The organism is Lysinibacillus sp. EB271-A1-10B (genome assembly GCF_058791335.1).
This window is the reverse complement of sequence record NZ_JBYTDL010000025.1, coordinates 1-15,294: the sequence shown is the minus strand read 5'-3', so window position 1 is coordinate 15,294 and position 15,294 is coordinate 1. Positions and strand designations below refer to the sequence as shown.

General features: G+C 31.5%; 13 protein-coding genes and 1 pseudogene. 11 read left to right on the top strand and 3 right to left on the bottom strand.

All coding sequences use genetic code 11. The annotated features are described in order from the left end of the window. Positions 1-542 precede the first annotated feature (542 nt). The 5 genes from AC3WSK_RS22280 to AC3WSK_RS22260 all read left to right on the top strand — a co-directional run bounded on the left by AC3WSK_RS22280 (position 543) and on the right by AC3WSK_RS22260 (position 3,353). Positions 543-980 (top strand): LytTR family DNA-binding domain-containing protein, encoded by a 438-nt coding sequence (locus AC3WSK_RS22280; protein ID WP_079561270.1) that lies wholly within the window; start codon positions 543-545, stop codon positions 978-980. Between the two features lie 12 nt (positions 981-992). After that, positions 993-1,175, top strand: coding sequence for a hypothetical protein (locus AC3WSK_RS22275; protein WP_492414528.1), 183 nt, complete (start codon positions 993-995; stop codon positions 1,173-1,175). A 19-nt stretch (positions 1,176-1,194) separates the two neighbouring features. Further along, complete coding sequence (locus AC3WSK_RS22270) at positions 1,195-1,413, top strand: DUF3021 family protein (RefSeq protein ID WP_492414529.1); 219 nt, start codon at positions 1,195-1,197, stop codon at positions 1,411-1,413. A gap of 177 nt (positions 1,414-1,590) precedes the next feature. After that, positions 1,591-2,898, top strand: a complete 1,308-nt coding sequence (locus tag AC3WSK_RS22265) for an alpha/beta hydrolase family protein (RefSeq protein ID WP_492414530.1) — start codon at positions 1,591-1,593, stop codon at positions 2,896-2,898. Positions 2,899-3,092: 194 nt separating this feature from the next. Further along, complete coding sequence (locus AC3WSK_RS22260; RefSeq protein WP_276207748.1) at positions 3,093-3,353, top strand: gamma-type small acid-soluble spore protein; 261 nt, start codon at positions 3,093-3,095, stop codon at positions 3,351-3,353. 307 nt (positions 3,354-3,660) lie between these two features. Here AC3WSK_RS22260 and ltaS read toward each other — a convergent pair whose 3' ends face one another. Further along, complete coding sequence (gene ltaS, locus AC3WSK_RS22255) at positions 3,661-5,613, bottom strand: lipoteichoic acid synthase (protein ID WP_079561266.1); 1,953 nt, start codon at positions 5,611-5,613, stop codon at positions 3,661-3,663. A gap of 1,000 nt (positions 5,614-6,613) precedes the next feature. Next, positions 6,614-7,354, bottom strand: coding sequence for an alpha/beta hydrolase (locus tag AC3WSK_RS22250; protein ID WP_240518258.1), 741 nt, complete (start codon positions 7,352-7,354; stop codon positions 6,614-6,616). A gap of 318 nt (positions 7,355-7,672) precedes the next feature. Between AC3WSK_RS22250 and AC3WSK_RS22245 the strand changes: the two genes are divergently transcribed. After that, positions 7,673-8,320: a pentapeptide repeat-containing protein gene (locus AC3WSK_RS22245; RefSeq protein ID WP_492414531.1), complete on the top strand. Its 648-nt coding sequence runs from the start codon at positions 7,673-7,675 to the stop codon at positions 8,318-8,320. Positions 8,321-8,773: 453 nt separating this feature from the next. On the opposite strand, the pseudogene AC3WSK_RS22240 reads toward AC3WSK_RS22245, so the two are convergent. Beyond that, positions 8,774-9,577 (bottom strand): annotated as a pseudogene (locus tag AC3WSK_RS22240) (polysaccharide deacetylase family protein). Between the two features lie 804 nt (positions 9,578-10,381). Between AC3WSK_RS22240 and AC3WSK_RS22235 the strand changes: the two are divergent. From AC3WSK_RS22235 to AC3WSK_RS22215, 5 genes are all read left to right on the top strand, one after another. Continuing rightward, the gene (locus AC3WSK_RS22235; protein WP_492414532.1) at positions 10,382-11,050 is read left to right on the top strand and encodes a GDSL-type esterase/lipase family protein; all 669 of its coding nucleotides are present in this window, start codon (positions 10,382-10,384) and stop codon (positions 11,048-11,050) included. Positions 11,051-11,356: 306 nt separating this feature from the next. Further along, positions 11,357-12,043, top strand: a complete 687-nt coding sequence (locus tag AC3WSK_RS22230) for a GDSL-type esterase/lipase family protein (protein ID WP_492414533.1) — start codon at positions 11,357-11,359, stop codon at positions 12,041-12,043. Positions 12,044-12,124: 81 nt separating this feature from the next. After that, on the top strand, positions 12,125-13,531 hold the full coding sequence (locus AC3WSK_RS22225) for an MBOAT family O-acyltransferase (protein ID WP_079561262.1): 1,407 nt from the start codon (positions 12,125-12,127) through the stop codon (positions 13,529-13,531). A 40-nt stretch (positions 13,532-13,571) separates the two neighbouring features. After that, a complete protein-coding gene (locus tag AC3WSK_RS22220) occupies positions 13,572-14,720 on the top strand; it encodes a DHHW family protein (RefSeq protein WP_492414534.1) in 1,149 nt (382 codons plus the stop codon). Between the two features lie 4 nt (positions 14,721-14,724). Beyond that, positions 14,725-15,237 carry a DUF4358 domain-containing protein gene (locus AC3WSK_RS22215; RefSeq protein ID WP_492414535.1) on the top strand — a complete coding sequence of 171 codons (513 nt, stop codon included), beginning with the start codon at positions 14,725-14,727 and terminating at the stop codon, positions 15,235-15,237. The last annotated feature ends 57 nt before the right edge of the window (positions 15,238-15,294 follow it).

Sequence of the window (15,294 nt, the reverse complement as noted above, 5' to 3'; positions counted from 1 at the left end):
TCTCAACAAGGGTCACTATCCTCCGGTGACCCTTTAATATTTCCTCTATCTATGCATACTCAACTTTCAATGGCATCAAAATAAGCCACTTCATTGATATGATAGATTTTAATTGTTGATTAAATGGACTACACTTTTCATTATCAATTAACCTAAGGCCTCAACAGAATTCTTCCAACCGAGTTTCTATCTTCCATTCTAGAATGCACCTTGGCTGCATCTTTTAAGGGATACGCATGATCTATTTTTATTGGATTCAGTCTTTGTTTACGTAATAAAAATATCAGTCACCATTGGTAAAACTACGTGCTCCGTTAGTGAAATTTCTTATACTTTATCTGTAAAACGCCCTTTCTCCTACACTTGACTTAGCCGATTCTGGCTACTATCATAATATAAAATCCATACAGCAATCTGAAAGAATTCAAATAATTGTATAAAAAGGTGTTATCATTAGGATAAACAAACCTATTTAGCCATGCTTCAATTGAGTTTACAAAACTGAACAGAAATAAATAATTTGAGTTTTCGTGGGTGATCATTTGAAGATTTCAATAGAAAAAATAAGCCAAGAATTCGAAGAAGAGATTCTTATTAAGTGTCATGAAGTTGATGACGAAATAAATGAAATCATTAGCAAGCTGAAAATTGAAACCCCTATTTTACTTGGAAATCAAAATGATCGTATTCACCGCATTCAGCTAAATAATATTTATTATTTCGAGGCAGTCGAGGGAAAAGTTTTTATTTACTGCAAGGACAACGTTTTTGAGGCAAAACAAAAACTATACGAGTTAGAAGAATTATGTAAAGGAAAAAACTGTTTTCGCGCATCGAAATCAACCATTTTGAACATCACCAAAATTTCATCTGTTTATCCGACCATAAGTGGTCGATTCGAAGCGGTGCTGGATAACGGAGAACGCGCTGTTATTTCAAGGCAGTATGTGCCTGTCCTAAAAAAAATGCTTGGTCTGTAAAGAGGGATACATATGAATTTTTTTGAATTTCTGCAAAAGATCATTAAGAATTTCTTTATCATCTTCGCATCCATAATCATGATTATTACTTTGTTGCGTCAAATGTTTTATCCTGATATGCCCTTTGATTTGAAATCAATTTATATCATTATGGCATTTGCATTTTTAAGTGCATTAACCTTTATGTTCTCCTAACGATCTAAGCGAGAAGAAAATGCGAATAAGGATTATTATTCATTTCTTCACTTTGGAGATTCTATTGATTGCCATTAGCAGCGCTTTTAATCTTATTAATAGCACATCAGAAATAATCATTCTTGCACTGCAAATTGCCGTAATCTATATTATTGTTCGTCTACTATCATGGCAAAATGATAAAAAAGATGCAAAAAAAATCAATGAAAAACTAAAGGCATTTAAGAAGGATTTTTAGTCATAAATAATAAGCAGTTGTTGTCTATAACAAATTATTTTTGCGGTAAGCATTAGAGCTTGCCGTTTTTTTGCATCTTATTGGCCTGTGAATACAGCTTACCATTTTTCCATATACATCCTTCCATCCGTTTCGTATGATGATTTTACAAAAAAAATTTTCCAATGAGGTGGAGTTATGAATATGGGAATTTTACTTTTATTAGTCGATTTGATTTTCGAGATTACCTTTGCCATCTATTGCCTTTCAACTAAGCAAAACCACAAAAAAATAAAGAATTGGATTAGAATTGCTGTATGTATTATATTTGTACTACTTACTGTTTCATCGGTGATTGACTGGGCTTTCCGCTGGATAATGCTTGCTATACTACTTTTCTTATTAGCCGTAAATGGGACTGTTTCTCTTATTCTTAACAAAATAAATATCAAACCATACAAAACTTCTAACATTGTGTGGAAGTCCATTATGATGATATTGACATTTGCATTAGCACTCTCACCTGTAATTATCTTTCCACAACACCCATCACCAAAAGTGACAGGAAAATATGAAGTCGTAACCACTACTGACACATACATTGACAAGAATCGTATTGAGGAATTTACTGACAACGGGGACAACAGATTTGTTAATGTAGAATTTTGGTATCCCAAAAATGCAGATGGAACATACCCTTTATTGGTGTTCTCACACGGGGCATACGGTATCAAGACAAGCAACAGTTCTACCTATACTGAGCTGGCAAGCCACGGTTATGTAGTCGTTTCAATCGATCATCCCTATCACTCCTTCTATACTCGTTCAGAGGATGGGACAGTAGTTATGATCAATTCAGATTTTAGTCATGAAGTCACAAATATGAATAAAGGCGTTTACTCGAATGAAGAAATGTACAATCTCATTCAAAAATGGATGAAATTACGAACAGACGATATGAATTTTGTCATTGATACGATCCTTAAAAAGTCAAAAAATGATAATAACCCCCTTTATCAACAAATCGATACAGAGAAAATTGGTGTATTCGGGCATTCTATGGGCGGTGCTGCAAGTGTGCGGTTAGGCAGAGAGCGTAATGATATAAGTGCAGTTGTAAATATTGATGCCCCGTTCTTTAGTGAGCTTGTTTATAAGAAAGAAATGGATGATTTTGTAGCTAACAGCAAAGACTTTACGCCCCATCTTCTTAACATTTATTCTGACGATGTATGGAGACAGCTTGAGAGAAACTCCATTTATATAGCAAACAACCCCAAAAATGAACACTTCAAAGAAGCATATACTGTGCATTTTCAAGGGGCGAAACATTTAAGCTTGACTGATTTACCCCTTTTCTCTCCTATACTGGCAAATATTATACAAGGAGGAAAAGCCGATATTGCTCAATCTTACTGTATTGAAACTGAAAATGAACTAATTCTTAAATTTTTTGACTTTGAATTAAAAGGAATCGGCCATTTCACTCACAAAGAGACCTATTGAACAAAGTTTCTACCGTATTTTCATCGTTAATTAGGATACGGCGATTACCCCAGTTTATTACTGGGTTTTTTTAACTGTTCAATAATTAATAAATTACGAGGTAATATACAGTTAATGTTAGCTGGTATTAACTCTGCCTTAGGATTATTTTATTCGAATAATAAAACATCTTCTGTACAGACTACTTTCAGGAGGTGAAATCCATGAATAACAACAACCAAAACTTTAACTCGATGAACGAAGAATTTGGGAATGAGACTGATGTTCAACAAATTAAACAACAAATCCAACAGGCAGAAGCTAACAAAAATCAAGCTTCTGGTTCAGTAAACTCGATGAACGAAGAATTCGGGAATGAGACTGATGTTAATCAAATTAGACAACAAATCCAGCAAGCAGAAGCTAACAAAAATCAAGCTTCTGGTCAATTTGCAAATAAAAACAGTACAAAATAAATTGATACTCATCATCCAGAACCGGCAACCTTTATTTCTGCCGGTTTATACTATTTTAATCATCATCCCCTAAATCTACCCAGAGAATTTTATCTTTAATATGGTTAAAATAATTCTTATCATGCGTAGTATCATCACTATCTAATCATAATAACTCGCCGTTAAGAGGCTAGGATAACACTGGTTCAAAACTATAAAAAGCACGAGAAATCAATATTAGAAACATTGATCTCTCGCGCTTTTCTGATGTGACATTATGAAAATAAAACTCTTAAATATCAATTCAACTGCTTGTATATGGTACTAGTTAATTAGATTCTACATCTGCATCTTTCGAGTAATTATACTTAGAAGGATCCACTGGCGTATAATCTGTTGGCGTATAGAATCTCAATAAGTCACCATTCACTACTTTATCTGATAGATGCAGTTTAAGATCTACTTGATCTTTGATAGTTTTCGCAAGCTCTAATTGACTATCATCTAGTAGTAAACCTGTTTTATTATCATAAAATTTCCCATTAATTGAGTAAATCGTAGGGCTGACAAAATCGCTATTTCTAAATGGTACAATTTCATCATGCTCTTTTGATAATAAGTCTGAACCAAATTGAACAAATTTTTGCGTATCAATTCCTAGTAAATGTAATAGCGTTGGAAGAAGGTCTGTTTGACCACCATAAGCATGGTTAGTCCCACCTTGCATTCCTGGAACATGTATAAATAATGGTACGCGTTGCAAATTAGCACTTTCATATGGTGTAATTTCTTTTCCAATGACTTGTTCCATCGCATCATTATGATTATCTGAAATTCCGTAATGGTCACCATAAAGAACGATCATCGTATTATCATATAAACCTGATTCTTTTAATTGGTCGAATGCTTGTTTGATTGCTTCATCTGCATAACGTGCTGTTTGGAAATAATTATCTACACTTGAATCTCCAGTATTAGCTTTATCAATTGTAACTAAGCTTTGATCCATTTTATAAGGGAAGTGGTTCCCTACCGTAATTAATTTCGTATAAAAAGGTTGTGGTAACGAACTTAAAAGATTTTCAGATTGTTTAAAGAATGGTTTATCTAACAATCCGTATTCAGCCATGTTTTCTGTAGAACCAGTATCATAATAACTAGCATCAAAGAAGTGATCGAATCCAAATGATTTATAAATTTCATTTCGATTCCAGAAGCTTCCGTTGTTACCATGGAATACAGCAGATGTATAACCATAATCTTTTAAAATACTAGGAGCTGCTTGGTACGTATTTTGTGCTTTAGTAATATAAGCAGATCCTTGTGGTAACCCAAATAAAGAATTTTCCAGCATAAATTCTGCATCAGAAGTTTTACCTTGACCTGTCTGATGGAAGAAATTATCAAAATACATTGTATTCTTATCTTTTGCTAATGAATTTAAGAAAGGTGTAACTTCTTCACCGTTTAATTTATAGTCGATTAAAAAGTTTTGGAATGATTCTAAATGTAAATAGACGACGTTCATTCCTTTTGCTGCACCAAAATATTCTGCATTGGGTTTGGCGTAGTTAGATTTTGTATAGTTCATCACTTCTGTAATATCACTACTATCCGCCAAAGCTCTCTGTGAAGATGCTTTCATCGTTTCTACTGAATCATAAATCGTATAGTTGTACATTCCTAGATATTTCACAATATAGTTTCTATCAAAACCTCGAGATAATAATTGCGGACGATCAGCTTCAGCTAGTCCTAAATTTAGGACGGATATTGCCAATGCAAATGCAATGATTGCCGTTGCTTTTTTATATCCTAAACGATTAGACTCTTTTTGTACTTTTCTTGAGAATCGTAGGTAAAACATTACAAATACATCTACAAAGAACAAGATATCATAAGGTTTTAGTAAAGAAAGAACACTACCACCTAAATCTCCGAAGTTCTGCGTTTGGGTAACAGTAGGTAATGTTATGAAATCACTAAAAAATCGGTAATAAACAATATTAGCATATAAAACAATAGACATCAGAGTGTATACTACAACTAGTGATGTATATTTTCTCTTTCCACTAAATAAAAATGACAATCCTAGAAATAGCATTGCGGAACCTAGTGGATTTATTAGTAAAAGGAATTGTTGAAGTACTCCTTCTACTCCTAGTTTAAATTGTGCTGTTTGAGCGATGTATGTTTTCATCCATAACATTAAAACAGCTAATAAATATATCCCTAAAAATTTATTTAAAAGGCCATCTTTTTTACTTAATAAATTTTTCATTTTTACACCTCTTTTACTTACTTAACAATCAATTATGCCTGCGTGAAGGCCGAAACGATGTCGGTTATTTCGGTAATGCCACAGGACGTAGCGTTTTTACCGATGCAGGTCACTAGCCGTTATCGCATACGATGATTTTAAGCTAACATTCTATATTAACTTAGATTATAAGTATTTCATTTAAAAAATGTTACTTCACAATAGCTTTTTTCGCAGCTAATGTAGCTTACTCCCCATTTAGAATTCTGTCAAGTTGTTAAATATAATTGAAGCCAGCTAGTACATTACTCCCTACTTTTGTAAACCTCTTTCATAAAAACCCCCAGCATATGTTATTTTTTCAACTAACATTTACGGGGTATATAGGAATACCTCATTGTATATTAAAATGTTTATTCATATTTCCAATTTATTAGGAATAAAAGAAACATTCAGATAGCAGTATTTTCTAGTTTCTTTTACTTTAACTATTACATTCGTCATGGATTGCAATCTTCAAATACAAAATACGGTTCATTTTAGGACGAGTGACCTTTAATAAATTTTCAACAATAGTAATTCTAAAACACAATTTTAGTTTTAACAATTAATTTTGATGACATGTACCTTATAATTTTGTAAGTTTTAATTCAATAAATTTAAACTAATGTTACTGAACATTAAAGGTTAAATAAATCCAAACGCAAATCTTTTAATAATAAATCCATTAATGGTAAAAACACCATTATCATTTTAAATTATTCGAATTTTTTTAACCCTCGATTTTGTTGTCAAATGATCGGTGATCGTCTACTTTTTGTTTTCATAGTAGTTCAAATATTTAATCTCCATATTTTTCAAGTAACCTTTTCACCACTCTTTTCTTTTATAAGGGAATTAATCTCATCCCAATGTATCTTTACAGGCAGATGTAGAAAAGCGTTCCTGTAATAACAGGAACGCTTTTCTACTCTTCCCTTATAAAATTCCCACTTTAAAGATTAGTTGCTTTTTCATGAAATTACCAAGTTAAATCATTTAAGAATGTAAGAATATCTTTGTTCACGTCGTTAATGTCGGTGCCTATTGTCATTAAATGTTTAGAGTTCGGATACCCTTTTATTGTTTTTTGATTTGTTGCAACGCTTTGAAAAATCACCTCTGCACTCTCTTTATACAATGGTTCATCTAATTCACCATATAATATACGAATTGGTGAGGTTAAAAGTCTTAGTTTATTCATCGTTGTATTAATTAGCTGTTGGAACTCAATTAATGAATCGATAGACATATTCTGAAGACGTTTCAATTCTAAATTTATTTGCTCTTCATTTTTCCCTTCAAGTTGTTTGTATCCTTTTGCATAATGAAAGACACGCTTTTGGAGAAAAGCCGCTTCCCTATTTGTTGGCACTGACATTGTGACAACACCATTAATCTCCAACTCTTGACCAACTTTTAATGCAAACACACCACCAAGAGAAAGACCAATCACAGCTATTTTTTCAAAACCTTCATCCTTCAACAATTGGTACCCGTTTAGGACATCTTGCCACCAATCTGATGGTCTATATGTGAGAAGTTCTTCTGCTGTTAAACCATGCCCACTATATAATGGTGCGTAGCAAGAATAATTGTTCTTTTGTAAATACTTCCCTAACTTCTTCATATCAATAGTATTGCTAGTAAAAGAATGCAATAGTAAAACGGCCTTCTTTCCACCTTTATAGAAAAAAGGCTTAGGGGGTACTATTTTCATCATTATTTAAAATACCTCACTAACATATTCTTAGGTTTTAATTAAGTAAATGAACATCGAATTTTTACAATTCCCTTAAAGTATAACATCATGCGTTATTGAACTAAACCGCTCCATTAGGATTATACGGTCAGCAAAATATTTATGGTTGACCATTTTTAGAAATGTATAAAATCACTTTTTAAAAATACTAATAAATTTATTTTTTCAAACAATCATGTTGCACACACTTTTACTAAAAAATATAGTCTTATATAATTAAGGCCTTTTATTTAAACTTTTATATTAGTAGTAAATAACTGTATTGAAAGGTGTGCTATTGTGGCAAAAGGCTTCAAAATTGAATTACCAAAATTACCATTACATTTAGAAAAAGCGAATTTTCAAGATATTTATTATGAAGAAGAACCATATTTATCAAACTGCATGATCTCTAACACTGTAATTGATAACGAGGATGTCGAAAGACTAATTTTATCAAAAGTTATTTTTAAAAATGTAAGATTCATAAATGTTACTTTTAGAAAAATTGATTTGACTGATGTAATTTTTGAAAACTGTGATTTATCTAATTCCAGCTTTTGTGAAGGCATCATACATCGAGTCAAATTTGAAAACTGTAAAATATTAGGGCTAGATTTTTCAGAATCTAATTTAGGAAACGTTTCTTTTGAAAATTGTATTGCAAATTTATGTAACTTTTCTGAGACTCGTTTAAAACAAGTAATATTCGATAATTCAAATCTACAGGGTGCGAACTATTATGAATGCTCTTTTAATAAGGTAATATTTTCTCAAAGTGATATTAATGATGTTGATTTTTCGCAAACGTCACTAAAAGGCATTGATATTAGCACATGTAAATTTGAAAGACTTAATGTTACGTTGGAAAGCTTGAAAGGCTGTGAAGTATCCTCGGAACAAGCGGTTGGATTTGCTTCATTGTTAGGATTAAAGGTTAAAGCTTAAAACTGATAAAAATTCAATTTACATTTCTTAGCTGTAGCGTGAAACGACGCCGCGGCTATTTTACACCCGCTGAAAAGTAGCTTAAATCCACATCCATCTGACCAACTATAGAGGTGGGAAACTTCCGCAACAGACGTTGTGCTTTCGCTTAAGACAGTTGCTGAAAGAAATTAAATCTAGTTTCTCAGGCTATGAACTATACAAACAACGTCATCACGACATATAAATAGTAATGTAAAGCTAATTTAGCCTTACACCTCCGAATTTTGTTACTGAGGGTCACTCCTATCCCAAGTGACCCTTTTTATAGTTTCTTCCCTCTAGGTGTTCAGTAGGGAAAAAGCCGATTTTCTTTATGAAAGATCGGCATATTGCTTGATTATTTGCTTTAAAAAATTAAAAGTTCTCCTTTATTATTAGCAAAAACTACAGTCTAAAAATAATATTTATCTGTTATAGTCGGTGATCCTTTTGGAAGTTTAGATAAAAATGGCTTGCATCGTTGTATACTCCAAATTCATATCCTTGCTCCTTATAAAATTTAATGATATCAGGAAGAGCTTGTAACGTTTGTGGTTTTTCATGCATCAAAACAACTTCTACATCTTCTGTTGTTTGTCTTTTTACATTTTCTGTAATTTGATTTGGATTATCTTTTAATTCCCAATCACGAGAATCAATTGTCCAATCCCACACCCTTATTTCAGATTCTGCAATTTGATTGCGAATTTCTTTACTCTCCAATCCTGGTACAGACCCATACGGTGGGCGAACTAGTTTAGGATTTGTACCGGTAATATCATATATAAGCGCTAACGTTTCTTTCATCTCTGGTACGAATTGTCCTTTTTTATATAGCTTATCACTATTATGTGACATACTATGTGCACCAATATAATGTCCCTCTATTACTGCTCGCTTTACACTTTCCTGATAATTTGTATTTTGCTAATTACTTCCTATCATAAAAAATGTTGCCTTAATATTTTGTTCCTTTAATACTTCTAAAAATTGACTTGTTAATGTGGTAGGACCGTCATCAAATGTTAAATAAACAACTTTCTCGACTGGCTTTTTATCAGGGCTTTCTTGCTTCTTTGGTGATGCTTCATATAGTTCTTTTTCATGTTGTTGCATATTTGCTGGAATAGAGTTTAACTTTCCAATAAAAAAGAATATGAAAAAAGATATTGCTAGAACAATTCCTAGGGATTTTACTACCTTTATTACATTTATTTTATTCTTTGATTCTTTCATTATTTGTCTATCCTCTCTCTATTAATTATTACTTGTTATAAAGCTGAACCTTTTCTATTAGATTTATTATCTTCAAATGTTTATTACAATAAATAGTCTATTGGAGATAGATAAAGATAAAATGCAGATAATATCTAAGTAAGTTAAAGAATAGTTTCATTTACACTTATGTCATTACAATTTGTAATCAATACAAACAAAATAAAAATACTATTCTTCCTGATTATAAAAATTTGAAAGAATAGTATTTTTTATAAGTTAGTTAAATAAAAATTTTGCCATTCACTATACTTATTTTCGTTTTCTCCTAGAATTTTGTTGAACTCATTCCTTGGATTAAGCATATCAATCTAATTATTAACTACTTTTATTTATTCCAATTCATTATTTTCCTATCAACTAAGGGATTATGATTTTTAATTCTTTACTTACATCTTGCCTGACTGTGCGTGAGAAAGTGTCAATGTTGTACAATTGCTATGGTAACTCCTAATGCGCTATCCAGGTAACTGAAGATAGTGATACATCTCGAAAGATTACATTTGGATTCTGAACTATACGCCTTTTCTTTTTATTATCATGGTAGTACAGATCCACTGGCTAACGATCTATTAACACGTTCATTTACTATAGAAAATATTGATTCTTCTAATAGTTAAAACTACCTTATTTTAATTCTTTAATTTACCTCAATCTAATCTGCATTTAATCTTTATCTCCATCTATTAACTTATATTCAGAACGATTTGCAAAACACTTTATATGCAAAGCCTAGACAAGACATAATACGAAAGGAAACTGTCTATGATAAAAAAACTGATTACAATCCCATTGTTAGGAATTACCGTCTTATCGGCTTGCGGAAATCTCGATAGCGAGAAAAAAATCACTAAATCGGATTATTCTTCCACAATGTTTGAAAAAGAATCCTCCCCTGTGTCTAATATAGATACTTCTACATTTGGATCCGTTTTTAGAACAAGTGTATTTTTAGGAGATTCAATAACAGATGGACTTCATGATCTTGATTTATTGGACGAGGCTAACGTAGTAAGTGCTATTGGGAAATCACTTGGAGATGCTCATAAAGATGTTGAACAAGTAGTTAACCAAAAGCCGAAAAATATATTTATTTTGCTTGGACTATGTAATCTTATCGATACAAAAGAATCTGCTATAACTCAATACTCTCAACTGATTCAAGAAATAAAAGAAAAATTACCTGACACAAAGATAAATATCCTATCGATTACACCCGTTACACCGGAACGTGCACAGAAAGAAATGCGCTATCAAAATATTAATGATTTTAATGAAGGTTTTAAAACGTTAGCGAAAAACGAACGAGTAAATTTCATCGACTTATCTCCGATATTCAAAAATAGTAAAGATCTGTATGTGAAGGACGGTATACATTTTAAGCCTGAATTTTACTCAATTTGGTTGGAGTACTTAAAAAATCAAATGAAATAAACCCTTAAAGGCATAAAAAATCGTATTTATTATATAAAACTAATACAAAAGGAAGCGAACTATTGCTACAAGCAACAATTCGCTTCCTTTTTAATTATCACAATACATATTCTCTAAATTAAATTTGCATAATAACAACATTAAATTTTTTTGTTCCTTTCCTTCACTTTGTCTATTCTTTAAATGATTTATATCTTATCTGCATCTTATCTTTATCCAAAAGCATTAATCTATATTTTGTAAACGCCAGATGCTTATGCAAACGACTATCGCTTACAAAAAATATGATTTGAGAGGAAGAAAAAGATGTTAAAGAAAGTATGTATTTGTCTAATGATGGGGGCTATTGCACTAACCTCCGCAGCCTGTGCAGAAAAGGGAACTGAAAAAACTTCGAATACAGTCACACAAAATACCTCGCATGAAAAAAAACCGGAAGACATATATAAATCTATTTTTAAAAATAGTTTATTTTTTGGAGATTCTGTTACAGAAGGACTTAATTATCAAGAATTAATCGATGATACAAATGTTATCGCTGACGCAGGTAAAGTTACAGTTATGGCATTAGAGGGGGATGTTGACAAAGTAGTAGAAAGAAACCCTGAACATATTTTTATGAGTTTTGGAATTAATGATTTACTGATGCCAATGGATCTTGAAGGAAACCCTATCGATAATCCAGTCAAGTATTCATTAGATAATTATTCAATACTAATACAAAAAGTAAAAGAAAAGCTTCCTAATGTAAAAATACACATTTTATCTGTAACACCTGTTACGGATAAAGCATTACAGGAGTTTCCACAATATATACACATTGATGAATATAATGCGAAACTTAAAGAGTTAGCAAAAGCTGAAAAAGCAGAATACATTGATCTATCTCCGATTTTTGATAAAAATACAGAATTACATGATGAAGATGGAGTACACTTTAAAGCTAATTATTATACGCAGCTACTCGACCTTGTAAAAATTTCTGTTAAGTAGTGTCCATATTTAAAAATTTACAGTCTAGAGGGACTGTAAATTTTTAAAAAGTAAGTTTAACTATTTAGGAGGTGACGAATCTTGGTATTCAGCAGCTTAATTTTTCTTTTTGTATTTTTACCATTAACAATTCTTTTATATTATATATCCCCTAAGTTTCTTCGGAACTTTGTATTATTTATAGTCAGTCTAATTTTTTACGCCTGGGGTGAACCAGTATATATAGTCATTATGATATTCTCCACCCTATTTGACTATGTGAATGGAGTACTTATAGACAAATATAGAAGTCGCAAGGGTATTACAAAAGCTATATTCATTAACTCAATCATAATAAATTTAGGATTACTTGGATTCTTCAAATATTATGGTTTCGTAGTGGACAACATCAATACCCTTTTCAACTTAAATATTCACGTTGAGACTCTCCCTCTTCCAATAGGAATCTCTTTCTATACATTCCAAACGATGTCTTATGTGATAGACGTATATTTAGGTAAAGTACATGCACAAAGAAATATTATTTCTTTCGGTACTTATGTAACAATGTTCCCACAACTTGTCGCAGGGCCTATTGTAAAATACAGCGATATTGATAAACAATTACAAGATAGAAAAGTAACATTAGATCGTTTTGGCGAAGGAATGGAGCTATTTATTAGAGGTCTTGCACTAAAAGTACTATTAGCTAATAATATAGGACTTCTTTGGACGAGTGTTAAATCAACCTCTATGTCAGACCTAACTATTTTAACAGCATGGATTGGGATTATTGCATTTGCCTTCCAAATTTATTTTGATTTTAGAGGATACTCGGCTATGGCTCAAGGTTTAGGGAAAATGTTTGGTTTTGATTTTCCAGAAAACTTTAACTATCCCTATATATCGAGAAGTGTCACCGAGTTTTGGCGTAGATGGCACATTTCACTAGGCTCTTGGTTTAGAGAGTATGTATACATCCCTCTTGGGGGAAATCGGGCAGGACTACTCAAACAGCTTAGAAATTTGTTAATAGTATGGTTCTTAACAGGATTATGGCATGGAGCTAGCTGGAATTTTGTTGTTTGGGGGCTGTACTTCGGATTATTTGTAACACTAGAAAAGCTATTTCTTTTAAAATGGCTTAAAAATAGAATGCGTATTATTGCACATGTGTACACACTTATTATCGTATTAATTGGATGGGTATTTTTTGAATTTGATAACTTATCAGTAGCAATTAGTTTCATCGGAACAATGTTTGGCTTTAATCAAACTGCTTTCTTGGATAATAATACACTCTATTATCTATCAACTAATTTTATGCTATTTTGCATCTTAACTATTTGTTCAACACCATTCCCCAAAAAGGCACTTGTTTATATAAGAGAACAATTGAAATTGCCAGGCGCTATTTGCATGCCAATCTTTTATGTAATATTAGTAGTTCTTTCAACTGCATATTTAGTAAACGACACTTATAACCCATTCCTATATTTTAGATTTTAATTTTTATCTATATCATATTTAGTTGAAAGAGGTGAGTTATTTGAATACTTATGAAAAAATATACAAACGTATAATGGCATGTTTGTTGTCACTGTTTATAGGTGGAATGTTCACTATTAATTTATTAACTCCAAACAAATCATTTTCAGATTCAGAGAATAGAAACTTAGAACAGTTACCCGCGTTCTCTATTCAAAATCTTTTAGATAAAAAATTCACTCCTAGCTATGAAAAATATATTTCTGACCAGTTTGCATTTAGAGATTTTTGGATCAGCATGAAATCTGATATAGATCGAACAATCGGTAAAAAAGAAAATAACGGAGTGTATATCGGTAAGAATGGTTTTTTATTTCAAAAATTTAATAAACCTGAAGATCAAGATGTGAAAAGTAAAATTGAAGCAATCAATAATTTTCATCTTGCAAATCCAAATGTGCAAAAACACGTAATGTTGGTACCTACGGCAATTAGTATTTTAGAAAATAAACTTCCTAATTATGTTTCGCGTGTTGATGAGGTTACGTATATTGATAAAGTAAAGAAATCCTTGAATAAGGGAATTAATTTTATTGATGTATATCCAATATTGAGTTCAAAAAAGAATGAATATATATTTTATAAAACCGATCATCATTGGACTACTAAAGGCGCATATTATGCCTACCTAGAGTTGAGTAAAAATATGAAATTTACTCCTATCCAAAAAGGGTCATTCAACATAAAAAAAATTACGAATAGTTTCTATGGTTCACTATATTCAAAAGCAGGTTTTAGACATATAGATCCGGATAGCATTGAAATATACGAGCCTAAGGAAGCTATCAAATACAAAGTGGAGTATGTCGATGAAGCTAAAACCTCTCAATCCCTTTATGAGATGAATAACATTAAGAAAAAAGATAAATATACTGTCTTTTTCAACGGAAATCATCCATTCGTGAAGATAACAACTGAAAATACGAATGGAAAAAAATTATTAGTTGTAAAAGATTCTTATGCAAATACCTTACTTCCCTTTTTACTATCACATTTTAGTGAAATTCATATAATTGATCTTAGATACTATACCGATAACCTAAATATGTTCATACAAAAAAACAAAATCGAAGAAATGCTACTGCTTTACAATGCAAATACTTTCTTTGAGGATTCATCTATAACTGATTTAAACGACAAGGAGAATTAAACCTATGAGAAATATAATAAAATCTTTTAATATAAAATCTGTTATTACTATTTTTGCTTGCACAATTACACTAGTAGTTTTAAGTGGTTGTTCTGTAAAACAAGAAACATCTGATAACCCTTCCGCTATAGAAATAGGAAAACAAATAAAACAAACTACAAATATAGAAGAAATGAAAGAAGGAGATCATAAAAAACTTCAAAAGTTATATAACATTAATGCTGATGAAGTGGACAGTTTTGTTCTTTTTACTGCCCCTACAAACATTAATGCTGATGAAATAACTGTGATTAAAGTAAAAGATATGAAAAATGTAGACACCATGAAAGAGAAAATTTCAAATAGAATCGAAAAAAAATCAAAAAGTTTTAAAGACTATTTACCAGAAGAATATTTCCTAATAGAAAAACATGTCTTGAAAACAAAAGATAGCTATATTCTCTTAGCAATTTCAAAAGACTCTGATGAAATAGAAAAAACATTTGATAAAGCCCTTAAATCGAGTAGGAGGGAGTGATTAGCTCCCGACCTCTCACACCACCGTACGTACGGATCCGTATACGGCGGTTCAATT

What these genes read in the sequence shown, in the direction of transcription:
- AC3WSK_RS22235 (WP_492414532.1), top strand. Translation starts at nt 10,382, where the DNA reads ATGATAAAAAAACTGATTACAATCCCATTGTTAGGAATTACCGTCTTA.
- AC3WSK_RS22230 (WP_492414533.1), top strand. Translation starts at nt 11,357, where the DNA reads ATGTTAAAGAAAGTATGTATTTGTCTAATGATGGGGGCTATTGCACTA.
- AC3WSK_RS22215 (WP_492414535.1), top strand. Translation starts at nt 14,725, where the DNA reads ATGAGAAATATAATAAAATCTTTTAATATAAAATCTGTTATTACTATT.
- AC3WSK_RS22265 (WP_492414530.1), top strand. Translation starts at nt 1,591, where the DNA reads ATGAATATGGGAATTTTACTTTTATTAGTCGATTTGATTTTCGAGATT.
- ltaS (WP_079561266.1), bottom strand. Translation starts at nt 5,613, where the DNA reads ATGAAAAATTTATTAAGTAAAAAAGATGGCCTTTTAAATAAATTTTTA.
- AC3WSK_RS22250 (WP_240518258.1), bottom strand. Translation starts at nt 7,354, where the DNA reads ATGATGAAAATAGTACCCCCTAAGCCTTTTTTCTATAAAGGTGGAAAG.
- AC3WSK_RS22270 (WP_492414529.1), top strand. Translation starts at nt 1,195, where the DNA reads ATGCGAATAAGGATTATTATTCATTTCTTCACTTTGGAGATTCTATTG.
- AC3WSK_RS22275 (WP_492414528.1), top strand. Translation starts at nt 993, where the DNA reads ATGAATTTTTTTGAATTTCTGCAAAAGATCATTAAGAATTTCTTTATC.